The following is a 22206-nucleotide window of genomic DNA, read 5'->3' as shown; positions in this document are numbered from 1 at the left end:
TATGAAAAAATTATATATATCAACAATAGCAGCAGCTTTGCTCTTCACGGTTAGCTGTCAGAATGATTTTGAAAACAGCACAGAAGATGTCGTTGTAACTTCGGGAGAGGCCAATTTCTCTAAGTATATTGCTCTAGGAAATTCATTAACCGCCGGATATAGAGATGGTGCTCTTTATTCAAGTGGTCAGGCAGAATCTTATCCAAGCATGCTTGCAATGCAAATGAAACTTGCTGGTGGAGGTGAGTTCAAGCAACCAATGATGCCTAATAATACCGGAGGTTTTATAGGAATACCCGGATTTGGAGGAAAATATACTTTACAGGTTGTAGGTGGGGCCTTATCCCCAGTTCAATCTGCCGCGGCAGCCAATTTAGATAACATATCTGCTGCAGGACCTTATCAAAACATGGGTGTCCCTGGCGCCAAATCTTTTCATTTAATTACCCCCGGATATGGAAGCGCTACTAATCTAGCTTTGGGTAAAGCCAATCCATATTTTGTAAGATTTGCCTCTTCTGCTTCAACAACTGTTCTAGCTGATGCCATGGCACAGAAACCGACCTTCTTTTCTCTTTGGATTGGGGCGAATGATGTATTAAGTTATGCATCAAGCGGAGGAATGGGTGTTGATCAAAAAGGAAATACAGACCCTTCTACTTATGGATCTAATGATATTTCGGACCCTAATGTAGTAGCTGCTGCAATCAAAGGAATTCTTGATGGATTAAAATCTGTTGGCACCACTAAAGGAGCTATCTCTAACATTCCTTATGTTTCTTCAGTTCCTTATTTTACAACGGTTCCTTATAATCCTTTGACTCCTGAAAAATTAGGTTCTAACCTTGCCGTTTTAAATGCAAGTTTGTATGGACCCCTTAAACAAGCTTTAACAGCATTTGGCGCCGGAGATAGAATTAATTTATTATCTTCAACTTCTGCTAATCCTGTATTGATCAAAGATACGTCTTTGACTAATCTATCTGCCCAACTCACTGCAGCATTAACTCCTTCCTTAGGAGCCGCTACAGCTGCTGCTTTTGGACAAATATACGGACAAGCCCGACAAGCTACATCAGCAGATTTTATTTTACTACCTGCAAGCTCTGTAATCGCTACAGCTAACCCTAGTGCCCCTGCATCAATTAATATCAACGGAGTTTCTTATCCATTGGAAAACCAATATGTTTTGACAAAAACAGAGTCGGCTTTGGTTACGGCAGCAACAGATGCATATAATGCCAGTATAACAAGTCTAGCAGCATCATATGGCTTAGCTTTGGTGGATTCAAAAGCTAAAATGATTGAATTAAATTCAGCTTCCGGAATCCAATGGGATGGTGTAAAGTATACATCAAAATTCGTAACTGGAGGAGCCTTCTCTCTTGATGGTGTTCACCCGACAGGAAGAGGTTATGCAATCATTGCTAATGAATATTTAAAAGCAATTAATTCTAAATACAAATCTAATCTTCCTATGATTAGCCCGAATTCTTATTCTGGAGTTACTTTTCCATAATTAGAATAAAATATTACCATAAAAGCCGTTCTTTGTAAGAACGGTTTTTTTATTGAGTATGGATATTATTTCCGAAATATAATTTTTTGATTATTTTTACATCCGTAAGATCAACCAATGCTTTCAAAAAGAGTCAAATACGCCATCAAAACCTTGCTGTTCCTTAACCGCAAGGACAATGCTTCCTTATTTTCCGCGAAAAAAATTTCAGAGAGCGAACGTATTCCTTTGAAATTCCTGGAACAGATACTGAGGGAACTGAAGCAAAACAAAATCCTCAAAAGCGAACGTGGTGCCGAAGGCGGTTACACTTTTATGAAAAGCCCGTCAGAAATCAAAATTCTTGATGTTATCCGCATTGTAGACGGACCCGTAGCAATGCTACCGTGCGCTTCTCTTAATTTTTACGAAAAGTGTGATGATTGCACAGATGAAGCCACTTGTAGTATCAGAAAGCTTTTGATCAATGTCCGTGATAATATGCTGCCTATTTTGGACACAAGCATTGCTGATATGACCAAGTCTGAGCAAACACCTTTCTAATGTTCACCCACGACTATTTTATGAAAATGGCTTTACAGGAAGCCGAAAAAGCAATGGAAAAAGATGAAGTACCGATTGGCTGCATCATAGTATCCAATGACAGAATCATTGCAAAATCCCACAATCTCACCGAAACCCTGAACGACGTTACGGCCCACGCAGAAATGCAGGCCATAACCTCTGCTGCTAATTTTCTTGGAGGGAAATATCTTCAGAACTGTACCTTGTATGTAACTTTAGAACCTTGTGTCATGTGTTCCGGAGCATTAGCTTGGTCACAGATCACAAAAGTGGTGATTGGCGCAAGAGATGAGCAGAGAGGTTTTATCAACAAAGGTTTATCCCTTCATCCAAAAACGGAAATCGTGACAGGTATTCTGGAAAACGAATGCTCTGCAATCATAAAAGATTTTTTCAGGAATAGAAGATAGCTTATAAATCCTTCCCAAGAAAATATAATCCTTTCAAAGTATGTAGTCGGTCAGCAATATTGATTTTGTCTGTCAATGGTTTATAAACGTGGCTCACGCCACCGGTTGCGATGACGAAACAATTATCATTGACCTCATCATTAATTCTATCTATAAAGCCTTCCACCATTCCAAGGAAACCGTAAACCATTCCACTTTGCATACAGCTGATGGTGTCTAGTCCTAAAACCGATTTTGGTTTTACCAATTCGATTTCTGGCAATTGTGCAGTTCCTTGTATTAAACTGTTCAATGAAGTCACAATTCCCGGAGCAATGATGACGCCTAGTGTTTCTCCATTCTCAGCCAGACAACTTGCTGTGAGCGCTGTTCCAAAATCCAGAATAATTTTTTTCTGACTCGGATACAGATTGTGCGCCGCAACCAAATTGGCATAAATGTCCGTTCCCATTTGTTTGGATTTCGGGATGACACCGGACGCTGTGTTCCTATCCACAATCACAGGGATTTTATTATGAATTTTCTTAATGGCACTCGCTACTACCTTCGTCAATTGTGGAACTACGGAACCGATAATGACCTTATCAATTTTATCAACCTCGATTTTATAGGTCTGATAAAGCATCAGAACCTGAACAAATAATTCGTCGGTGGTTTTGTATGGTTTGGTATTGATGACCCAGGAGATGTCACAATTATCATCATCAAACAGTCCGAAACGGATATTTGTATTTCCTATATTGATTACAATGGAGTTCATTACTTACTTTTTTAATATACTAATTTCAAGAATTGGCCTATCCATAAGGAAAACGAGTCTTTTATACTCAACAACCAGTCTTTTTGCTTCTTCGTTGAGCCTTTTACACTGGAAAACCACCCTTATTGCATCAACGACAAGCCTTTTTGGATCAAAAACTACCCTTTTTGACTGGATGACGAGCCTTTTTGCTTCATCGGCGAGTCTTTTTCCCTCGACATCCACGCTTTTTGCCTCGTTTAAGATTCACCGATTCTTTTGCCTTCAATCCTATCTCTTATTTTACTTCCAGATAATTATCTTCAGGATTCACATCCGCCAATCTTTGACTGAAATCGATTCCCATTGCAGACAATTGTGCTTTGGTGTAAGGAATCGTAAAACTATATTCCTGCTGAGTCCAAGCCCAAAAAGGCAGGGTCTGGATATTACCGTAAATGTCCTTGGTTTTCCAAACTCTTGTCAGGTTTAGTGGAATATTATAGTTGATGACTTTTTTATCTTTTGTCAAAATACTGAAATCAATCGGCATTGGAACACCACCTTTATTCACTAAAGTGATTGTTGTTGATTGTGGGTCATATTTCACATTCTTGATGCCATAATCGATAGTTTTTGTCGTGTTAATCCAATAATGCTGGAACCACTTCAAATCCATTCCTGAAACCAATTGCGCAATATGAATGAAATCTCTTTCTGTCGGATGTTTCATTGCCCATTCGTCGTAATATTTGAGCATAATCTTGTTCAGATTTTCTTCTCCAACTATGTATCCTAATTCAACCAAAAACGTTTCACCTTTGATATAACTAGCATAAGTATAAGCTGTTCCGTTGTCGTGATGGTCGCCCAACCAAACTGCAGGTTCTTCTTTTCCGGATTTGGCAAAATTAGCATAAGCTTTCAAAGCACCCACAAATGGATTCGGTTGAGATTCCTTTGGTGGAAATAATCTGTAAGACACATAATCTTCCGCATACTGTGTGAAACCTTCGTCCATCCAAGGTCTTACACTCTCGTTGGTCGCCAGCATCTGCTGAAACCAGGAGTGCGCTCCCTCGTGAAACATCAATCCAGAAAGACCTTCCACCGAATTTGCTTCTCCCAAAATCATAGTACACATTCCGTATTCCATTCCGCCATCACCACCTTGAATGAATGAGTAACTTGGCCATTTGTAACGTCCAAAAGTAGCGTTCATCAACTGGTAATATTTTGTGATATATGGTTTCATTTCTGACCAATATTTTGTCTTCTCAGATTTCTGATAAACCAAATATACTTTTGGTCCATCCAAAATTGGAAAACTCTCTACCGAATAATCTCTGTCAGCCGCCCAAGCAAAATCAAGGATATTTTTCGCTGTCCATTTCCAAGTTACTTTGTTAGAAATATCTTCTTTTATAGTGGCATTGCTGTCATAACCTTTTACTTCTGTTGGGTTTTCAAGATTTCCTCCAGCTCCGATGACATAATCTTTATCGATTTTGATATTCACTTCATAATCAGAAAATGGGGCATGAAATTCTCTTCCCACATAATCAAATGCTGCCCAACCGTCATAATCGTACTCAGCAATTTTCGGATACCATTGTGTCATCGTCATATCTACACCTTCGCGGTTGTTGCGTCCGCTTCTTCGGATTTGCATTGGAATATTAGCGTCCCATTCCATTGTAAAAGTGGTGGAAGAATTTGGTTTAATAGCTTCTGCTAGGAAAACTTTCATCACAGTTCCCTGAATCTCGAATTTCAAATCTTTTCCGTTTTGCTTTATCCAACGGATATTTTGTGCGCCTTCTTCATTCTTTGGAATTTCGGATAATCTGGAAACCACTGTATTTCCAACTCTTTTTGACAATCTTCCATCAGCATTCACACCCTGAGACTGCACACGCTGATCCATCATAGAACCCGGTTTGAAAGCGTTCCAATATAAATGAAAATAAGCGACTTTCAGCTCATCCGGTGAATTGTTTCTGTAATCCAAAGTCTGTTTTCCTTGGTAAGTAAAGTTAGCTGCATCCACATCAATATCCATTTTATATTTGGCGTATTGTTGATAATATGGAGTTTGCTGAGCCGACAAGATGAGAGAAAAAAGAATTGAGAATAGTGAGAATTTCAGTTTTTTCATAGATTCATTTTTATCAACCTTTTCAGAGTTTTGAACTCTGAAAGGATTTTTATAATAATTTTATCAAAAATAGGAAGTTTTTGTTGAATGACAAGTTTACTTCAAAATCAAAATTTAATTTTTACGTATTAATTTTTTATATTTGTACGTAAATTGTTTTTATGGACTCCAAACTCACTTTAAAATTAAACGAAAACGTTATCGAAAGGGCCAAAAATTATGCTTCCAGCAAGAAGGTAAGCTTGTCCAGACTGATTGAAAATTATCTTGATTCTATCACACGTGAACAAAATGATGATTTCGAAATTTCACCTTTTGTGAAAAGTATTTCCAGTGGAAAAAGCGTGCCTTCAGATTTGGATTGGAAAACTTTGAGAGATGATTATATAGATGATTTGGATAAAAAACATCAGTAGATGAAAAAGATATTTTTAGACACTAATATCATCATAGATTTCCTTGGAGAACGAGAAGGTCTTTATGAAGCATCTGCAAAAATTATGACTTTAGCAGATAAAAAGAAAATCCAAGTTTATACTTCTCCAAGTTCTATCGCTAATGTCTTCTATGTCTTAGCAAAATATGAAAGCCCCAAAATTGCATTAGAAAAAATCAGAAAGTTCAAACTTTTATGTTCGATTTCTGTAATGGATGATGAAGTGGTAGAAAAAGCGATTCATTCTGACTTCAAAGATTTTGAGGATGCGATGCAATATTTCAGCGCGCTGGCATCTAGCTGCGATATTATTATTACCCGAAACGAAAAGGATTTTAAAAATGCTTTGATTCCTGTGATGAATGCAAAGAGCTATTTGTTGAGTTTGAGGAAGTAATTAATTAACCCTAAAAACCGGATAAAGCCGATGCGTTTTTTCGTAATATTCCGAATGTTTGTAAACCCAATCCAACTGCGCTTGTCCGTCTTCTGCAAATATTGGATTATTAGCTTTTTCCATTTCAAAGGCGGTTTTCAAAGCTTTGTTGTCTTTCAGAAGTTTGCTCGCTGTATCTTCGAAAACATAAGCCGAGTAATATTCTTTCTGACCGAGAATCGCATCAAAGAAATTCCAGTTGAAGTAAGAATCTACAGCTTCTGGTTCTAATGTTTCTAGGAGAAATTTCACACCATCTTGATTTAGCGGAATAATAAAATCGCCTTTTCTGAATTTGGTTTTTCCGGATTCTCTGGTCACAAATGTATCGTAATGCAGATAATGACCTTCGTAAGGATTAGGAACGGTTTTGAAATCCTTGATTCTGTATTGTTCAACCAATATTGTAGAGTCCTGTTTTATCCGCGTCATTTTGATTTGGTTGAGTTTCAGCAAATCGATGATTTTCCATTCTGATTGTGGAATGACGTAATATTTAGGAATCGTGATTTCTTTGCCTGGAAGATAAGTATTATAAAATTTGACAGGTTTTGAAAATTTGGCATTTCTGTCGTACCAAAGTCTGGTTTTTCCCGAAACATCGCTTGGTTTATATTTAGCTTCAAAGCCTTTGAAATCGATATTTTCGTATTTTGTAGAATCTAGTTTCCAAGATAAAGCATATTGATTTCCGACTTTGTATTGTTTCAGATTTTCGGCTCGTTTTTGCTGAATGGTTTTATAATTGTCATCGATATAATTCAGATTATCTACCATATAATCGTAAGTGACTTTTACGCGATCTTTATAAGGTTTCAGCATATGCGTCTCGACAACCATTCCGATGGCATTGAACAAAGTTGTATAACCCGTCGCATATCTTGGCGAATCCACAAAAGCGGGAAAACCGCCGTCCGGAACATCGCCGTGGATGTTGACATAAGGAACGGAAATCACGCCTTTTTTCTCCATATTTTTCAGAAGCGTTTTCTGCATCTCGTCATTGAAATAATTGCCGAGAATATTACCCAAACGTTCTTTGTTCGTAGAAATATATGTGAAAGTGTATTGATAATCTGCACCGTTGCTGACGTGATTATCAATAAAAACATCAGGCTTTAGCCATTGAAAAATCTGCTGGAAACTTCTGGAGTTTTTTGAATCGGTTTTGATAAAATCCCGGTTCAAATCAAAGTTTCTCGCGTTGCCACGGAAACCATATTCTTCCGGACCATTTTGATTGGCTCTGGAAAAACTTCCACGGTTCATCATTCCGCTGACGTTGTAACTTGCAATTGCTGTGAAGATGACGTTTTTCGGTGCTTCGATTTTTCCGGTTGCCAAATCCCGCATCAACATCATCGTTGCATCGATTCCGTCTGGCTCGCCTGGATGAATGCCGTTATTGATAAACAAAACTGACTTTCCTTTTCTGGCTTCCTCAAATTTTTTTCCTGAAGGATTAAACATCACAACATCGATTGGGGCACCGTTATCATCTTCGCCTTTGGTTTCAAAAATGATTGATGGATATTGTTTTGATAAATCCTGATAGAATTTTCGCATCTCCTCAAAAGTTGTGGTTTGGTTACCGTTGCCTTTTTCGAAAGGTGTCTGGATTTGAGAATAACCGAAAACCGAAATTAGGATGAAGAGAATGGAGAGATTTTTCATAGTACAAATGTAAAGAATCGGTTTTTATGAATCATAACTTATATAAACATTGACTAATTCTCACGACATATTAAAAAATTACATTTTTAAAGCATTAATATAGTATATTTTTTAATAAATTAGTAAATTGTTTTAAAACTTCAAAAGCTAAAACATAAATGACCCCATATGAAAAAAACTGAAATATTTGGTGCAGAATATTATGCTTATCTAGATGATATAATCTGGTATGTAAAGCAAAACAACGGAACATCATCTGATGCAGAAGATCTCTATCAAGATGCACTGATTGTATTGTTGGAAAAGCTTAGTCAGGATAATTTTCAGTTATCTGCTTCGCTTAAAACTTACATTTTTGCTATATGCAAAAACCTTTGGCTAAAAAAATTAAGACGTGTAAAGACCATTGTGAATTGGGAGCATATAAACCAAAGTGATTTTTTTGAAGAAATATCCGATGATATCGAAAAGGAAAAATCTGAAAAGGAAAAAATAGATGCCTTTTTTCTAGAGATCACGGATCATTGCAAAGAACTTATAGAAGAATTATTTCTAAAGTCTGCCACTCTGGATGAAATTCAGAAAAAATACAACTATGCAACGAAACATAACTTAAGCAACCAGAAGTACAAATGCATGCAACAAATTAAAAGATATAGAGAAAAGAACATCGAAAAATAATTTTTTACATCTGATTATCAATCATTTGTAAACAAATTTTATTTTATTGCAATTTAATGGGTGATTTTAAAATCTGAACTGGTATTAATATAAAAATATCATTTAATAATTTTAAAATTCATCAAAATGAAAACAAAATCAATTTTAGTAGGCGCAATTGCATTAGGAGCTTTTACAATGACATCGGCAAAAACTTTTTCAAGCTTAGGAACGGGAGATCATTTAAGAACAAACCTAACTAATTCTTCATCAGAAAAATTAACATCCGACTCTACTTGCGGAACAGGAACTCACGGTGGAGGAAATGCTGCGGATGCTAAAACGAAAGATGCCAAATGTGGGGACAAAAAAGCTACAGGTAAAGCAAAAGACGGAAAATGCGGCGATGGTAAATGTGGAGACAAAAAAGCGAAAGGCAAAACAAAAGATGGAAAATGTGGTGATGGTAAGTGCGGGGACAAAAGTAGCAAAAAGGCTAAAAAAGCAACTGCTGCCAAATAATTCGATTATCTATTAACCGCAAGTAACAATCGGGATTCTTACTAAGAGTTCCGATTGTATCTTAAATTCACTTAATCAAACAGCTATGATAGGAATTGGTTATCGGAAAGATTTTTCGGATGCGTTTTTAGAAAGCTCTATTCTTAAACCCGATTTTATAGAGGTAGCACCCGAAAATTGGATGGAAATTGGCGGTTTTTGGAAACAGCAATTAAAAAAAGCTGTTGAAAGATACCCATTATTTTGTCACGGATTGTCCCTTTCTGTAGGAAGTCCTGAAGGAATAGATATAGGCTTCGTAAAAAAAGTAAAACAATTTTTAGAAGATTTTCAGGTTTCTGTATATTCCGAGCATCTCACATTTTCTAAAGTAGATAATGCTCATTTATATGATCTTTTACCTATACCCTTCACGCAGGATGCTATAAACCGGGTTGTTGAGAATATCAAGCAGGTTCAGGATCTATTAGGCAGAAGATTAATCTTAGAAAACGGAAGTTATTATACAGTTTTAAAAGCCGAAATGTCGGAAGAAGATTTCATTAATGAAATTGTGAAGCGTAGCGATTGTGAATTGCTTTTGGATGTTAATAATGTATATGTAAATGCATTCAATCATCGATACAATGCAAAAAATTTCATCACAAAAATGCCTTTGGATAGAGTAAAATATATTCATATGGCGGGACATCTTAAGGTAAACGAAAATCTGATTATTGATACGCACGGAAGCAAAATCATAGACCCGGTTTACGAATTGTTTGAATTTACAATGAGAAAGCTGAAGCGAGACATTCCGGTTCTATTGGAAAGAGATTTTAATATCCCCGAATTTTCTATTTTGCAAGCTGAAATAGATGCTTTGAGGAAAATCAAGAAAAATGCTTTAAAAAAATCTAAAAATGTTGCTCTCCCAAACTGATACATTTGCTCTTCAGCAAGATTTGGGTCTTTATTGCAGAACTGGTTTAGAAGCGCCTAAAACCAGCAACCAAGAAAACACACCAGAATACAGAAGAATAGTTTTTAGCATTGTAAAAGACACCTTGAAAACCGCTTTCCCAATTGCCCGAAAATTTGTGGGGAAAAAGAAATGGAAAAAATTGGTTCATCATTTTTTTGCCAATCACAAATGTAAAACGCCACAAGTCTGGAAACTACCATCAGAACTATGTGACTTTTACAGAGAAAATCCGTTTCCATTTAAAAAACAATTTACTTTCTTATTAGAGCTTTTACAATTCGAATGGCTTGAGATAGAAGTTTTTATGATGGAAGATGCTGATATTCCTGGGTTTGTGCCTGAGTCAACATCTAAACAAAAAATACTTGTTGGGAATCCTGAAATAAAAATTTTAGGCTTGCAATATCCTATTCATACAAAAAAAACCAAGGATATTACAGAAGCAGATATAGGTGAATATTTTGTAACCATCCATAGAAACAATATTGATAAGCAAGTATATTTTAATGATTTGTCGTATCCATTTATAGAGATGCTCATACAGCTCAATGAAGAAAACACTACTTTGAAAGAACTAGAAAAAGTTTATTCCAAATATGAAAATGACAAAACTATCGCCAAGAAAATAACTGCAGAGTTTGTTGCCTTTGCCATAGAAAACAACCTTATTTTAGGTTATAAATAATTAAATTGATAAAAATGCTGAAAAAATTAGAACTATTACTAAACAAATTACAAGATCTGCCTTTATTAGCTATAAGATTGGCGTTGGCTTACGGATTTTATGAACCTGCCATGAAAAAACTTCAGGATATCCATGCCATTGGGGATTGGTTTGCAAGTCTTAACATTCCCGCACCATATTTCCAGGCTTATCTTGCGACGGGAACAGAAATTCTGGGTGTTATTTTATTAACTTTAGGACTTTTTACAAGAATCATTTCCTTTCCACTTATAGTTACAATGATTGTTGCTATAGTAACTGTGCATTGGGAAAACGGATTTTCTTCAGGGGACAATGGCTTCGAAATACCATTATATTATATTATTATGCTGATTACTTTAATATGTTTTGGTTCTGGTAGGATAAGCTTAGATCATTTATTATTCAGAAAAAACGCAAAAGCTTTCGATTAATAAGAAAGCTGCATCAATTAAGACGCAGCTTTTATCATTTTTATTGTTAGTCGTTGAGCTTCAAAACAGCCATAAACGCTGATTGCGGAACCTCTACTCTACCAATCTGCTTCATCTTCTTCTTACCTTCTTTCTGTTTCTCCAAAAGTTTACGCTTTCTGGAAATATCACCTCCGTAACATTTTGCGGTAACGTCTTTTCTTAGAGCTTTAATCGTTTCTCTGGCGATAACTTTTGTTCCCAAAGCGGCTTGAACTGCAATATCAAACTGCTGTCTCGGAATCAGTTCACGCAATTTTTCACACATCTTTTTACCAATGTGATAAGCGTTGGAATCGTGAATCAATGAAGATAAAGCATCCACCATATCGCCGTTAATCAAAATATCCATTTTAACCAGCTTAGACGCACGGAAGCCAATTGGATGATAATCGAATGATGCATAACCTTTGGAAATAGATTTTAATCGGTCATAGAAATCGAAAACAACCTCAGCCAAAGGCATATTGAAAATCAGCTCAACTCTGTCCGATGTCAAATAACTTTGATTGACAATTTCTCCTCTTTTTTCTATACAAAGTGTCATTACAGATCCTACAAAGTCCGATTTTGTAATAATTGAAGCCTTAATAAATGGTTCTTCCACACGATCCATCGTTGTTGGATCCATCATTTCGGATGGATTGTTAATTAATATTACTTCTTCTGGATCCTTTTTTGTAAATCCGTGGTAAGATACGTTCGGAACTGTCGTGATGACATTCATATTGAATTCTCTGTCCAGGCGTTCCTGAACGATTTCCATATGTAACATTCCCAAGAATCCGCATCGGAAACCAAAACCAAGCGCTGCTGAACTTTCCGGCTCGAAAACCAGCGAAGCATCATTTAACCTCAATTTTTCAAGAGAGAATCTTAGTTCTTCAAAATCTTCAGAATCAATCGGGTAAATCCCTGCAAAAACCATTGGTTTCACTTCCTCAAATCCTTCTATTGGTCCTGCCGCAGGTTTTTCAAACGAAGTGATTGTATCACCTACTTTCACTTCTCTTGCATCCTTAATCCCGGAAACCAGGTAACCTACATCACCACATTCAACCGTTTTCTTTGGAACCTGCTTCAATTTTAAAGTACCAACTTCATCAGCACCATATTCTTTCCCCGTTGCGAAAAACTTGATTTTTTCATTTTTAGAAATACTCCCGTTCACGACTTTAAAATAAGCCTCGATTCCTCTGAAAGGATTATAAACCGAGTCAAAGATCAATGCCTGGAGCGGCGCGTCCGAATCTCCAACCGGAGCCGGAATTCTTTCTACGATTTGTTCCAACAAATGGTGAACACCTTCTCCTGTTTTCCCGGAAACTCTTAAAACATCTTCATATTCGCAACCGATAAGATTCATAATTTCATCAGTTACTTCTTCCGGATTGGCAGAAGGAAGATCAATTTTATTCAGAATCGGAATGATTGTCAAATCATTCTCCAATGCCAAATATAAGTTACTGATCGTCTGTGCCTGAATACTTTGCGCAGCATCAACAATCAAAAGTGCTCCTTCGCAAGCAGCGATGGAACGGGAAACTTCGTAAGAAAAGTCAACGTGTCCCGGTGTATCAATCAGATTAAGAATAAATTTTTCTCCTTTATATTCATAATCCATCTGGATCGCGTGAGATTTGATCGTAATTCCACGTTCTTTCTCAAGATCCATATCGTCCAGTGTCTGAGACTGCAGTTCTCTCTGCGTGACGGTGTTTGTATATTCTAAAAGACGATCTGCCAATGTGCTCTTACCGTGGTCGATATGTGCAATAATGCAGAAATTCCTGATATTCTTCATTTATAACTCTTGTAATTTGCAAAGATAAAAAAAGAGACTGAAAAGTCTCTTAAAAATATCATTTATGAAATTTACTTTTCAAAAATGTAATCGCCTGTAAGTGGATCAATGTAGATATTATACTTTTCGGCTTTTTGTAATTTTTTATTCTTTGCATTGGCATCTATAGCTCCGGCAATACCTCCTACTAGCCCAAACATTCCATATGTTGAATCCATTTGAACCGGGAAAAGTGTGCCATAATTAGTAAAAATATAAAATCCTTTATCATCTTTTATCATTTCTAAAAATCCACTGAATGTATGATGATACATCTTCCCATTTTCTACATAAACAAACATTTTGTGTGCAGGTATTCTTTCATCACCTTTCTTAGCTCTTAGCACTTCACCTTTAGAATTTTTAACCAGCTCGTAGCCCTCTAACGGCTTTGCGTCAAAAAAAGATTTGTAATCCGGATAAACACCATCTTTAATTTGATTATTTTTATATGCAGGTAATTCTTTAGTAATTATTTCAGCATATTGTGGGAGCTCATTTTCAGTAATCTTAATTTCCGCAGGTTTAGTTTGATAAGAATTTTTGATAAACTCGTGTAATAGATTTGAAAGTGTTATGGATAAGCCAAAAGGAGATTTTGGAAGATTTGGACCGATATTAACAACTCTATTAATTCTATCCAAATAATAATAACCTCCATTTTTTGATATAAATGAACTTATAACAACATCTGCTTTTGGTAATGAAGTTCCCAGTTCTTCCTCACTGAATATTTTGAAATTTTCTAAAAGAATAACAATATCATTATTCCCAACAGCATTTTTATTGGATGAAACAAACCAGTTATCAATACTTTTCTTAGCATCATTATCGGGAAATTCGAAACGGTATGTTTCTTTTTTATGTGTAATTGTTCCTACTTCTTTATCTCCACGATTATCTATAACTGTCAAAGATTTAAATGTTTTTGTATTGTCCCTTATCGACTCACTCAATTTTATTGTTACAGTTTTCTGCGAGAAAAATAATACAGGAAACAACAAAAAGAAATATTTGATTTTCATTTCAACTAATTTTTCTGCAAAAGTAAAGTTTTAGCATTTATTACAATCAATTTTTACGGTAAATAATCCTATTAATAAAATAAGCTAAGCATTATAAACGTTAATCTTTCATAAAAAAAAGAGAATGATGAAAAAAGTTTTATTTTTGCAGATTATTATTAATATTCAATATTTCAGAATATTCTGACAATTGCTATGAAGAAATATATTAGTTTGCTGATGATGTCGGTGGTTTTGCTGTCCTGCAAAACAGAAATGGATAGAGCAATGAAGAGCGCTGATAAAGAGTTTATCTTGAAAGTTGCCAACGAAAAATTTGCTAAAAAGAAATGGAGCGATGCGCTTGCTTTATATGATAGATTGCCTAATCTTGTAGCCGGTACAGATGATGCACCGAATGTAGTTTTCAATTCTGCATACGCTAACTATTATGACAAGAACTACAGACTGGCTGCGAACCAGTTCAAAAACTTCGTGATCAGTTTCCCGCAAGACCCGAGAAAAGAAGAAGCAGCTTATTTTTCTGCGCTTTGTTATTACGAAGGATCTCTGGATTACAACCTGGATCAAAGCAATACAGAGTCAGCAATTACAGAATTACAAAATTTCATCAACGATTATCCGGATTCTGAACGTTCTAAAAACATCAGCCAGATGATTGATGAATTGAGTTATAAACTAGAATTCAAAGCTTTCGAAAACGCAAAGCAATATTATAAAATGGCCGAATACAAAGCAGCATCCGTTGCTTTTGAAAATGTTTTGGAAGATTTTCCTGCGACTAAACTCAGGCCTCAGATCTATGATATCATTTTGAAATCTAAATACGAATTGGCCGTCAACTCCATCTATGATCTTAAAAAGGAAAGGCTGGATGCTGCAGCGGCATATGCAAAGAGAGTTGCAGCAGAAATCCCGAATACTGATTATGCCAAAAATGCTAATGATCTTTATACAAAGCTGGAAGATGAAAAAGTAAAATTCGCGAAAGTCCAGGCCGAAGTAGAAAAAAGAAAGGCGGAATACGAGGCCAAAGTGAAAGACGCCCAGGCTAAAGAAAATGCTAAAAAAGAGCTGGCCCAGGAAAAAAACCAGCTGGATATGCAAAAGGCAGCAGAGCAAACCAGAAGAGACAGCGCGAAGATCAATTCGCCTGAACCTCAAGCTACTTTCAAGTTTAAAAGATAATTACTATATTTGCATTCTCAAAATAATTTCGCCCAATGAGTGTTAAAGATACAAAAGCTGAAGTAAGCACAATCACTTACGACAAAGATAAAATCGAAGAAAAAGTAGGTAGCATCTACGAAGCTATCGTGATTATGGGTAAAAGAGCAGAACAGATCAATGCTGAAATCCGCTCTGAACTTCATGGAAAATTGGATGAATTTGCCGTTCATAACTCTACTTTGGAAGAAGTTTTCGAAAACAGAGAACAAATCGAAATCTCCAAGCATTATGAAAAACTTCCAAAACCAACTTCCATTGCAATCAAAGAATGGTTGGATGATGACATCTATTTCAGAAAAACTGAAGAAAGAAAATAACAGAATCCCTGTTGATTAAAATACAAAACCGTCTCTATTATCTAGAAGGCGGTTTTTTTGTTAATAAAATTATTAATACTTTCGTTAATAAAAATCAAAGCAAATGAGCTTGCAAGGCAAAAAACTGATTCTAGGAATTACTGGCGGAATTGCTGCTTACAAAATAAATTATCTCGTTCGGGATTTTATAAAATCCGGTGCAGAAGTCAAAGTTATTTTGACCAAATCTGCTGTAGATTTTGCATCACCGCTAACATTCTCAACACTTTCCAAGAATAAGGTTTATACCGATTTTTATGATGATAGCAAAACGTGGAATAACCACGTGGAACTTGCACTCTGGGCAGATCTCATCCTGATTGCGCCTTGCACAGCCAATACACTTGCCAAAATATCTTACGGACTTTGCGACAACTTTCTGATGGCAGTTTACATGTCTGCAAAATGCCCTGTCATCATTGCGCCCGCAATGGATCTTGACATGTATATTCATCCAACAGTGACCAAAAATTTACAGACAGCTGAAAGCTTTGGCCATCAGATCATTCCTGCGGAATATGGAGAGCTGGCGAGTGGGCTCGTTGGGCAAGGCAGATTAGCCGAACCGGAAACGATTTTTAAATTTGTAGAAAATCAATTTTCTGATTCCAAACAGAGTTTTGCGGGAAAAAAATTCCTGATTACCGCTGGTCCAACTTATGAGAATATTGATCCCGTGAGATTTATTGGAAATCATTCTTCAGGTAAAATGGGATTTGACCTGGCAAAAGAAGCCGCTGAAAGGGGCGCCGAAGTGATTCTGATTTCCGGTCCATCTTCTCAGAAAGCTAATAATAAAAATATAACGCTTCACAGAGTAACTTCGGCTCAGGAAATGTTTGATGAAGTTTTCAAATATTATGATAACGTTGATGTAGCAATAATGAGCGCTGCGGTTGCAGATTATACACCAAAAGTCAAAGCCACAGAAAAAATCAAGAAAAACGAAAACGAATTAACGATTGAACTGGTCAAAAACAAAGATATCCTTCGAACAATGGGCGAGAAGAAAACGCATCAGTTTCTAGTTGGCTTTGCTCTTGAAACCCAGAACGAAGAGGAGAATGCAAAGGGAAAATTAGTCAAGAAAAATCTGGATATGATTATCCTGAATTCTCTGAGAGACGAAGGGGCTGGCTTTGCAAATGCCACCAACAAAATCAAAATTTTCACACCGACTGAAGAGCAATCTTTTTCATTGAAATCTAAGGAAGATGTCGCCAAAGATATTTTGAATTTTGTTGAGCAGAAATTGTAAGAAAACAACCTCTTTTCCGTTATGATTTTATGGGGATTTTAGATGTTGATCTTTAGCAAAGATTCCTTATTTTTACAAACATTTTTATTTGGAATGAAAAAACTACTTTATATAATTTGTGCATTATTTTTTGCTCAAACAGCATATTCTCAGGAGCTTTTGGCAACCGTACAAATTAACAATCAACAGATCGCAGGAAGTAACACCCAGGTTTTCAGAACACTTGAAAAATCACTGCGTGACTTCATCAACAATACAAGCTGGACAGGAAAGAAACTTCAAAACTTCGAAAAAGTGAAGTGTAATTTCGCAATGGTTATTTCTGAGCGTCCTTCTAATAATACCTTTAAAGGGACTCTAGTAGTCCAGGCAACACGACCTGTTTTCAATTCGCAATATGAAACACCTTTGATGAACATTAATGATACCCGTCTCACCTTCGAATATAATGAAAATGAGAACCTTGTGTTCAACGAGAGACAATTTTCGGGGAAAAACCTCATCGATGTGATTAGTTTTTATGTTTATGTCATTCTTGGTTATGACGGGGATAGCTTCCAGTTAAAAGGCGGACAGCCCTGGTTTGATAAGGCTTTCAAAATTGCTCAAAATTCACAGAATCAAAATTATGACGGCTGGAACGCCATCGAAAGTCAGAGAAACAGAGGCGCACTGATCTCCGGCCTTCAGAACGAAAATACATCTACACTGAGAACCGTTTATTACAGCTACCACAGATCCGGATTGGACAACTTATCCAAGCCTGACCAGAATCCAGCCAAAAAAACAATTGCCGAATCTCTGATGCAGCTTAAATTCTATGAGAATAATTTCCAGATGAATTATCCATTCAATCTTTTCTTAGAAACCAAGAGTACGGAGATTTTTAATATTTTTAATTCCGGGCCAAATACCTCTGTAAATATCAGCGAATTAAAAACGCTGATGAGCACATTTGCTCCAAAAGATATCGATTCCAAATGGGACAAATGGAAATAATGATTTTAATTGTTAGTTATTAATTTCGTTATGCTTTCAAGGATTTTTATACAGAATTTCGCATTGATCGATCGATTGGAAATTGATCTCAAAAACGGACTGCAAGTCATTACAGGAGAAACCGGTGCGGGAAAATCAATTATTCTAGGTGCACTTCGCCTCATTATGGGTGAAAGAGCGGACACCAAGTCTTTTGCTAAGGCTGACACCAAAAGCATCGTTGAAAGCGAATTCAGTATTAATGACAGCTTTAAAACGTTTTTTGACGATAATGATCTTGATTTCGAAGAACATACCATTATCCGGAGAGAGATTCTTCCGGGCGGTAAGTCCCGTGCTTTCATCAATGATGTTCCTGTAACACTGGATGTACTAAAAGAATTATCTTCCAAATTAGTTGATATCCACTCACAATTTGAGACGTCTAACCTGTTCACAGAAGAATTCCAGTTTGGGATTCTGGACGGATTGGCCAAAAATAAAACGCTGTTATCTGACTATCAGGATATTTATAATGATTATCAGAAAACAAAGAAGGAAATTGAAGCTCTTAAAACCTCACTTTCCGAAAGTAACAAAGAGTCAGATTATAAACACTTTTTGCTGACAGAACTTATAGAAGCGGATCTTGATAATCTTGATTTTAATGATCTTCAGAATCAATTGAATATCCAGGAAAATGCGGATCAGATCAGTGAACAACTGTCTCAGTCACTTTCCAAACTGAATGCAGAGGAATTCGGCGTTTTGACCAGCCTTTCCGACATCAGGAACAAAATTGCTAAGCTATCCGAACTTTCACCAGACTATGAAGAGTTAAGCCAACGATTGGAAACGGCTTATCTGGAAATTAAAGACATCAATTCTGATCTGGAAAATAAAGCTGAAAACCTGGAAATCAATCCGGCATTGCTACAAAATCTTTTATCTACAATTAATAGAATCAATGCGCTTTTCCTGAAACATCAAGTGGAGAATATAGAAGAATTATTAGCTATCAGAGAAGAATTATCTGCTGGTCAAAATTCCTTAGAAAGCATTGAAAATCAAATTGAAGAAAAAGAAAAGTTGATTAAAACTTTAGAACTTCAATTAGAATCTTTCAGTAAAAAACTAACGGATAACAGAACTAAATTTTCATCAACTCTTGAAAATCAGGCAAAGGAAATTTTTCAAAAACTAGGTCTTGAAAAAGCGATTCTTAAAATAGAATTAAGTAATTCTCCGGCATTTAATTTATTTGGAAAAAATAATATTCAGATGTTGTTCCAGGCTAATTCCGGCTTTCCTTTAAAACCTATCCAAAGTGCTGTTTCCGGCGGGGAAAGGTCAAGGGTGATGCTGGCGATTAAAAAGATAATGGCGGAAAACAACGCGCTCCCAACTTTAATCCTTGATGAAATCGATACAGGAGTTTCCGGAAGAATTGCTGAAGAGATGGGAAAACTGATGCAGGAGATGTCTCAGGATCTTCAGTTAATCGTGATCACGCATCTTGCACAAGTTGCCGCAAAAGGTAATGAAAATTACAAAGTGGTAAAGTTTGATGAAGACGGCATTACAAAAACTACAATTGTAAAGCTTTCGGAAGACGAAAAACTGAAAGAAATTGCACAGCTGATCTCCGGTTCCAAAATTACGGAAGCTGCTATTTCTCAAGCCAAGGAATTAATTGGATAATTCTTGATTAAGAATCAGTAATGGATCGATATACTCGCGGTCGTTGCTCAATCTAGGGACTTTATTCTGTCCACCCAGCTTTCCACGGCTAGCCATCCATTCATAAAACAAATTTGATTTGGCCGAGTGCACGATTGGTTTTCTCAATGTGATGTCATTATAACGTTTCGCCTCGTAATCTGAGTTTAACGTTTTAAGCGTTTTATCAAAAACGTCTGTAAATTCATCCAGACATCTTGGTTTTTTGGTGAATTCGAAAATCCACTCGTGACAGCCTTTGCTCTCGTTGGTCATAAAAACTGGAGCACCTGTGTAATCAGAAATGTTTGCGTCCATATGTTCACAGGCAATCTTCAGAGCCGATTCTACATTATCAATCATCAGCTCCTCTCCGAAAGCATTGATGTAATGCTTGGTTCTGCCCGATATCCTGATTCTGTAAGGGTTAATGGAAGTAAATTTTACCGTATCGCCGATCAGGTAACGCCAAAGTCCACCATTTGTGGTGATGACAACAGCATAATTCTTACCTACTTCCACTTCCGAAATCGGGATCGCTTCGCGACTGCCAGCATAATATTGATCCATTGGTATGAATTCGTAAAAAATCCCGTAATCCAGCATCAGTAACATCTCGTCACTTCCCGATTGGTCCTGAATCCCGAAGAATCCCTCGGAGGCATTATATATCTCGTAATATCTGATATCTCTGCCAATAATATCTTTATACTGATTTTTGTAGGGCTTGAAACTGATTCCACCGTGGAAGAAAACTTCCAGATTAGGCCACAATTCTCCGATATTATTTTTTCCTGTTTCCTGCAAAGTTCGCTGCAAAAGCACCATCATCCAACTCGGGACACCGGTAAGGCTTCCGACATCTTCGTTTCTGACCTCGCTGATAATGGCTTTCATCTTGCTTTCCCACTCGGACATCAGGGAGATTTTCTTGTTAGGTGTATTGATGATCTCTACCCAAAACGGGAGATTCTCAATCAGAATCGCGGACAGATCTCCAAACTTGGTGTTAAAATCCTGATACATCTCCGCACTTCCTCCCAATCTAAGATTCTTGTGCTGGAACAATTCGCTTTCCGGATGATTATTGACATAAAGCGCCACCATATCTTTCCCGGCTTTGTAATGGCAGTCTTCCAGACTTTCTGCAGTAATTGGGATGTATTTGCTTTTGGCATTGGTGGTGCCGGAGGATTTGGCAAATTGCTTAATAAGCCCGGGCCAAATGACATCTTTCTGCCCCTGTCTTGCTTTCTCGATGTAGGGCTCAAAGTCTTCGTAACAGACAATCGGAACTTTCTTTTGGAAGTCACGATAATTTGATATAGAGCTGAAACCATATTTCTGAGCATATTCGGTTTCTTCTGCATGGAAAAGCTGGGAAAACAAAAGCCCCTCCTGCGTCTCTACAGGATACTTGATAAAATGTTCGATCTGATCCATCCGCTGCAGGATAAACCAATTGACGACTGTATTAAAAAGTGCTTTCGTTGCCATTCTTCACAAATATAATAAATTTTGAGAATGGAAAACGGGTTGGTGTCCGGATTGCAAGAATTATTGATCTGATAAGGGATCGTCGTACTGGCTGATGGATTGTTTCAGGGTTTCTTTGATCTTCTCCATCAGGCTTTTAGGCTCAGTGACTTTAACCTGATTTCCATAGGATAAAATCTCCTGAATAAAATCATAGGTGGGATAGAGATCATAGGTAAAATAGACCGACTTTTCCGTTTCCTTCTGGATCTGCTGGGAATGATGAAGCGGCGAGCTCTTGAGATATTCTGCCTGCTCTTTGGTGGATCTGATTACGACTTTTTCCGGTTCCTCTTCCAGATTCATGATTCCGAAAGCGTTTTTGAAATGTTCTTTGAGGTTGAATCTCTGCTTTAGTTTGAATCCAGCCTTGCTCACAACCAAATCACTGATCCTGTCTAACCCGAAAGCTTTCAGCTTCTCATCTTTGGTGTCCAGGGCAACAAGATACCAACGGTCTTTGGATTCTTTGAGTGCCAGTGGATGGACTTTTCTGGAGGTGATGCTCTGGTCTTTGTATTTGAAGTGTCGGAACTCCAGTACTCTTTTGTTCCTGATGGCAAAAAGCAGGTCATAAAAATTCTGAATCCCTCTGGGCGTGCGTGTTTCCGGATAAACAAACTGTGCAAGATCCGGCTGGGAGTTGACGGCATTCATGATCTGGAAAGATTCCAGCAAACGCTGGTTGTACTCGTCCACCTCCATTACCGGGCGGCTTTCTATATAGTAACGGTTGTCGCCTTTTTTCTTGTTGTGAATATCAAAGTTAAAAAGATTCGCGATGTCCTTGATATCTCTCTGCAAGGTACGAATGGAATAGCTCACGATGTTGGCATCCTGGAACTCAAAAGAGCTAAGGAGGTAAGACTCCAGCTCGGGATAGGTCGCAGGGGAACGTTCCAGTCTCTTGATGATGAGGGCATATCTGGTTAAATAGAAATCTTTTTTCATTGGTGATCTTGGGGATACTTAGTTTTTAAAATTTGTTAAACAAATATAAATT

General features: G+C 37.0%; 23 protein-coding genes. 15 read left to right on the top strand and 8 right to left on the bottom strand.

Annotation, left to right across the window (positions count from 1 at the left end; all coding sequences use genetic code 11):
• The first annotated feature begins 1 nt into the window (after position 1).
• From AC5P2S_RS01285 to AC5P2S_RS01275, 3 genes are all read left to right on the top strand, one after another.
• Positions 2 to 1519 carry a G-D-S-L family lipolytic protein gene (locus tag AC5P2S_RS01285; protein WP_494555954.1) on the top strand — a complete coding sequence of 506 codons (1518 nt, stop codon included), beginning with the start codon at positions 2 to 4 and terminating at the stop codon, positions 1517 to 1519.
• 117 nt (positions 1520 to 1636) lie between these two features.
• Positions 1637 to 2062 (top strand): RrF2 family transcriptional regulator, encoded by a 426-nt coding sequence (locus tag AC5P2S_RS01280; RefSeq protein ID WP_283415656.1) that lies wholly within the window; start codon positions 1637 to 1639, stop codon positions 2060 to 2062.
• Positions 2062 to 2493: a nucleoside deaminase gene (locus AC5P2S_RS01275; RefSeq protein WP_494555953.1), complete on the top strand. Its 432-nt coding sequence runs from the start codon at positions 2062 to 2064 to the stop codon at positions 2491 to 2493. The genes AC5P2S_RS01280 and AC5P2S_RS01275 overlap by 1 nt, the downstream gene beginning before the upstream one ends.
• A 1-nt stretch (position 2494) precedes the next feature.
• On the opposite strand, the gene AC5P2S_RS01270 is transcribed toward AC5P2S_RS01275, so the two are convergent.
• Genes AC5P2S_RS01270 through AC5P2S_RS01260 form a run of 3 tightly spaced genes read right to left on the bottom strand, consistent with a single transcriptional unit; the run spans position 2495 to position 5390 of the window.
• Positions 2495 to 3253: a type III pantothenate kinase gene (locus AC5P2S_RS01270; protein WP_283415658.1), complete on the bottom strand. Its 759-nt coding sequence runs from the start codon at positions 3251 to 3253 to the stop codon at positions 2495 to 2497.
• Positions 3254 to 3256: 3 nt separating this feature from the next.
• On the bottom strand, positions 3257 to 3478 hold the full coding sequence (locus AC5P2S_RS01265; RefSeq protein WP_494555952.1) for a hypothetical protein: 222 nt from the start codon (positions 3476 to 3478) through the stop codon (positions 3257 to 3259).
• Between the two features lie 52 nt (positions 3479 to 3530).
• Entirely contained in the window at positions 3531 to 5390 is a 1860-nt protein-coding gene (locus AC5P2S_RS01260; protein WP_494555951.1) for a M1 family metallopeptidase, read from the bottom strand.
• 161 nt (positions 5391 to 5551) lie between these two features.
• On the opposite strand from AC5P2S_RS01260, the gene AC5P2S_RS01255 reads away from it, so the two are divergent.
• Both AC5P2S_RS01255 and AC5P2S_RS01250 read left to right on the top strand, forming a co-directional pair.
• Entirely contained in the window at positions 5552 to 5806 is a 255-nt protein-coding gene (locus AC5P2S_RS01255) for a DUF6364 family protein (RefSeq protein WP_283415660.1), read from the top strand.
• Positions 5807 to 6223 carry a type II toxin-antitoxin system VapC family toxin gene (locus AC5P2S_RS01250; protein ID WP_283415661.1) on the top strand — a complete coding sequence of 139 codons (417 nt, stop codon included), beginning with the start codon at positions 5807 to 5809 and terminating at the stop codon, positions 6221 to 6223.
• Here AC5P2S_RS01250 and AC5P2S_RS01245 read toward each other — a convergent pair whose 3' ends face one another.
• On the bottom strand, positions 6224 to 7936 hold the full coding sequence (locus tag AC5P2S_RS01245) for a M14 family zinc carboxypeptidase (protein ID WP_494555950.1): 1713 nt from the start codon (positions 7934 to 7936) through the stop codon (positions 6224 to 6226).
• A 168-nt stretch (positions 7937 to 8104) separates the two neighbouring features.
• Here AC5P2S_RS01245 and AC5P2S_RS01240 point away from each other — a divergent pair, with 168 nt between their 5' ends.
• The 5 genes from AC5P2S_RS01240 to AC5P2S_RS01220 all read left to right on the top strand — a co-directional run bounded on the left by AC5P2S_RS01240 (position 8105) and on the right by AC5P2S_RS01220 (position 11219).
• The gene (locus tag AC5P2S_RS01240) at positions 8105 to 8617 is read left to right on the top strand and encodes an RNA polymerase sigma factor (protein ID WP_494555949.1); all 513 of its coding nucleotides are present in this window, start codon (positions 8105 to 8107) and stop codon (positions 8615 to 8617) included.
• A 126-nt stretch (positions 8618 to 8743) separates the two neighbouring features.
• Positions 8744 to 9118 carry an HvfA family oxazolone/thioamide-modified RiPP metallophore gene (locus AC5P2S_RS01235; RefSeq protein ID WP_494555948.1) on the top strand — a complete coding sequence of 125 codons (375 nt, stop codon included), beginning with the start codon at positions 8744 to 8746 and terminating at the stop codon, positions 9116 to 9118.
• A gap of 85 nt (positions 9119 to 9203) precedes the next feature.
• A complete protein-coding gene (locus tag AC5P2S_RS01230) occupies positions 9204 to 10040 on the top strand; it encodes an HvfB family MNIO-type RiPP peptide maturase (RefSeq protein ID WP_494555947.1) in 837 nt (278 codons plus the stop codon).
• The gene (locus AC5P2S_RS01225) at positions 10021 to 10767 is read left to right on the top strand and encodes an HvfC/BufC N-terminal domain-containing protein (RefSeq protein ID WP_494555946.1); all 747 of its coding nucleotides are present in this window, start codon (positions 10021 to 10023) and stop codon (positions 10765 to 10767) included. Before AC5P2S_RS01230 ends, AC5P2S_RS01225 begins: the two co-directional genes overlap by 20 nt.
• Positions 10768 to 10781: 14 nt before the next feature.
• Positions 10782 to 11219, top strand: a complete 438-nt coding sequence (locus AC5P2S_RS01220; protein ID WP_494555945.1) for an HvfX family Cu-binding RiPP maturation protein — start codon at positions 10782 to 10784, stop codon at positions 11217 to 11219.
• A gap of 46 nt (positions 11220 to 11265) precedes the next feature.
• Here AC5P2S_RS01220 and lepA read toward each other — a convergent pair whose 3' ends face one another.
• Together lepA and AC5P2S_RS01210 are read right to left on the bottom strand one after the other, a co-directional pair.
• Entirely contained in the window at positions 11266 to 13062 is a 1797-nt protein-coding gene (gene lepA, locus AC5P2S_RS01215) for a translation elongation factor 4 (RefSeq protein WP_494555944.1), read from the bottom strand.
• A gap of 71 nt (positions 13063 to 13133) precedes the next feature.
• On the bottom strand, positions 13134 to 14126 hold the full coding sequence (locus tag AC5P2S_RS01210; RefSeq protein ID WP_494555943.1) for a hypothetical protein: 993 nt from the start codon (positions 14124 to 14126) through the stop codon (positions 13134 to 13136).
• 195 nt (positions 14127 to 14321) lie between these two features.
• Between AC5P2S_RS01210 and AC5P2S_RS01205 the strand changes: the two genes are divergently transcribed.
• The 5 genes from AC5P2S_RS01205 to AC5P2S_RS01185 all read left to right on the top strand — a co-directional run bounded on the left by AC5P2S_RS01205 (position 14322) and on the right by AC5P2S_RS01185 (position 19649).
• On the top strand, positions 14322 to 15314 hold the full coding sequence (locus tag AC5P2S_RS01205; protein WP_283415668.1) for an outer membrane protein assembly factor BamD: 993 nt from the start codon (positions 14322 to 14324) through the stop codon (positions 15312 to 15314).
• 35 nt (positions 15315 to 15349) lie between these two features.
• Complete coding sequence (locus AC5P2S_RS01200) at positions 15350 to 15673, top strand: DNA-directed RNA polymerase subunit omega (protein WP_283415669.1); 324 nt, start codon at positions 15350 to 15352, stop codon at positions 15671 to 15673.
• A 103-nt stretch (positions 15674 to 15776) separates the two neighbouring features.
• Positions 15777 to 16970: a bifunctional phosphopantothenoylcysteine decarboxylase/phosphopantothenate--cysteine ligase CoaBC gene (coaBC, locus tag AC5P2S_RS01195; protein WP_494555942.1), complete on the top strand. Its 1194-nt coding sequence runs from the start codon at positions 15777 to 15779 to the stop codon at positions 16968 to 16970.
• A gap of 93 nt (positions 16971 to 17063) precedes the next feature.
• Positions 17064 to 17969 carry a type IX secretion system protein PorD gene (gene porD, locus AC5P2S_RS01190; protein WP_494555941.1) on the top strand — a complete coding sequence of 302 codons (906 nt, stop codon included), beginning with the start codon at positions 17064 to 17066 and terminating at the stop codon, positions 17967 to 17969.
• Positions 17970 to 17999: 30 nt separating this feature from the next.
• A complete protein-coding gene (locus AC5P2S_RS01185) occupies positions 18000 to 19649 on the top strand; it encodes a DNA repair protein RecN (RefSeq protein WP_494555940.1) in 1650 nt (549 codons plus the stop codon).
• Here the strand turns inward: AC5P2S_RS01185 and AC5P2S_RS01180 are convergent.
• Both AC5P2S_RS01180 and AC5P2S_RS01175 read right to left on the bottom strand, forming a co-directional pair.
• Complete coding sequence (locus tag AC5P2S_RS01180) at positions 19638 to 21164, bottom strand: GH3 auxin-responsive promoter family protein (protein ID WP_494555939.1); 1527 nt, start codon at positions 21162 to 21164, stop codon at positions 19638 to 19640. The two genes, AC5P2S_RS01185 and AC5P2S_RS01180, sit on opposite strands and share 12 nt — an antisense overlap.
• A gap of 60 nt (positions 21165 to 21224) precedes the next feature.
• Positions 21225 to 22154 carry a helix-turn-helix transcriptional regulator gene (locus AC5P2S_RS01175; protein WP_283415674.1) on the bottom strand — a complete coding sequence of 310 codons (930 nt, stop codon included), beginning with the start codon at positions 22152 to 22154 and terminating at the stop codon, positions 21225 to 21227.
• Between the last annotated feature and the right edge of the window lie 52 nt (positions 22155 to 22206).

Source organism: Epilithonimonas sp. 33E (assembly GCF_059372615.1).
Note: the sequence above shows the minus strand (reverse complement) of the source record. Positions and strands in the feature narration are given on the sequence as shown.

Bases quoted from the DNA above. Each gene is read 5' to 3' on its own strand.
- AC5P2S_RS01285 (WP_494555954.1), top strand. From the start codon at position 2: ATGAAAAAATTATATATATCAACAATAGCAGCAGCTTTGCTCTTCACG.
- AC5P2S_RS01280 (WP_283415656.1), top strand. From the start codon at position 1,637: ATGCTTTCAAAAAGAGTCAAATACGCCATCAAAACCTTGCTGTTCCTT.
- AC5P2S_RS01275 (WP_494555953.1), top strand. From the start codon at position 2,062: ATGTTCACCCACGACTATTTTATGAAAATGGCTTTACAGGAAGCCGAA.
- AC5P2S_RS01270 (WP_283415658.1), bottom strand. From the start codon at position 3,253: ATGAACTCCATTGTAATCAATATAGGAAATACAAATATCCGTTTCGGA.
- AC5P2S_RS01260 (WP_494555951.1), bottom strand. From the start codon at position 5,390: ATGAAAAAACTGAAATTCTCACTATTCTCAATTCTTTTTTCTCTCATC.
- AC5P2S_RS01255 (WP_283415660.1), top strand. From the start codon at position 5,552: ATGGACTCCAAACTCACTTTAAAATTAAACGAAAACGTTATCGAAAGG.
- AC5P2S_RS01250 (WP_283415661.1), top strand. From the start codon at position 5,807: ATGAAAAAGATATTTTTAGACACTAATATCATCATAGATTTCCTTGGA.
- AC5P2S_RS01245 (WP_494555950.1), bottom strand. From the start codon at position 7,936: ATGAAAAATCTCTCCATTCTCTTCATCCTAATTTCGGTTTTCGGTTAT.
- AC5P2S_RS01240 (WP_494555949.1), top strand. From the start codon at position 8,105: ATGAAAAAAACTGAAATATTTGGTGCAGAATATTATGCTTATCTAGAT.
- AC5P2S_RS01235 (WP_494555948.1), top strand. From the start codon at position 8,744: ATGAAAACAAAATCAATTTTAGTAGGCGCAATTGCATTAGGAGCTTTT.
- AC5P2S_RS01230 (WP_494555947.1), top strand. From the start codon at position 9,204: ATGATAGGAATTGGTTATCGGAAAGATTTTTCGGATGCGTTTTTAGAA.
- AC5P2S_RS01225 (WP_494555946.1), top strand. From the start codon at position 10,021: ATGTTGCTCTCCCAAACTGATACATTTGCTCTTCAGCAAGATTTGGGT.
- AC5P2S_RS01220 (WP_494555945.1), top strand. From the start codon at position 10,782: ATGCTGAAAAAATTAGAACTATTACTAAACAAATTACAAGATCTGCCT.
- lepA (WP_494555944.1), bottom strand. From the start codon at position 13,062: ATGAAGAATATCAGGAATTTCTGCATTATTGCACATATCGACCACGGT.
- AC5P2S_RS01210 (WP_494555943.1), bottom strand. From the start codon at position 14,126: ATGAAAATCAAATATTTCTTTTTGTTGTTTCCTGTATTATTTTTCTCG.
- AC5P2S_RS01205 (WP_283415668.1), top strand. From the start codon at position 14,322: ATGAAGAAATATATTAGTTTGCTGATGATGTCGGTGGTTTTGCTGTCC.
- AC5P2S_RS01200 (WP_283415669.1), top strand. From the start codon at position 15,350: ATGAGTGTTAAAGATACAAAAGCTGAAGTAAGCACAATCACTTACGAC.
- coaBC (WP_494555942.1), top strand. From the start codon at position 15,777: ATGAGCTTGCAAGGCAAAAAACTGATTCTAGGAATTACTGGCGGAATT.
- porD (WP_494555941.1), top strand. From the start codon at position 17,064: ATGAAAAAACTACTTTATATAATTTGTGCATTATTTTTTGCTCAAACA.
- AC5P2S_RS01185 (WP_494555940.1), top strand. From the start codon at position 18,000: ATGCTTTCAAGGATTTTTATACAGAATTTCGCATTGATCGATCGATTG.
- AC5P2S_RS01180 (WP_494555939.1), bottom strand. From the start codon at position 21,164: ATGGCAACGAAAGCACTTTTTAATACAGTCGTCAATTGGTTTATCCTG.
- AC5P2S_RS01175 (WP_283415674.1), bottom strand. From the start codon at position 22,154: ATGAAAAAAGATTTCTATTTAACCAGATATGCCCTCATCATCAAGAGA.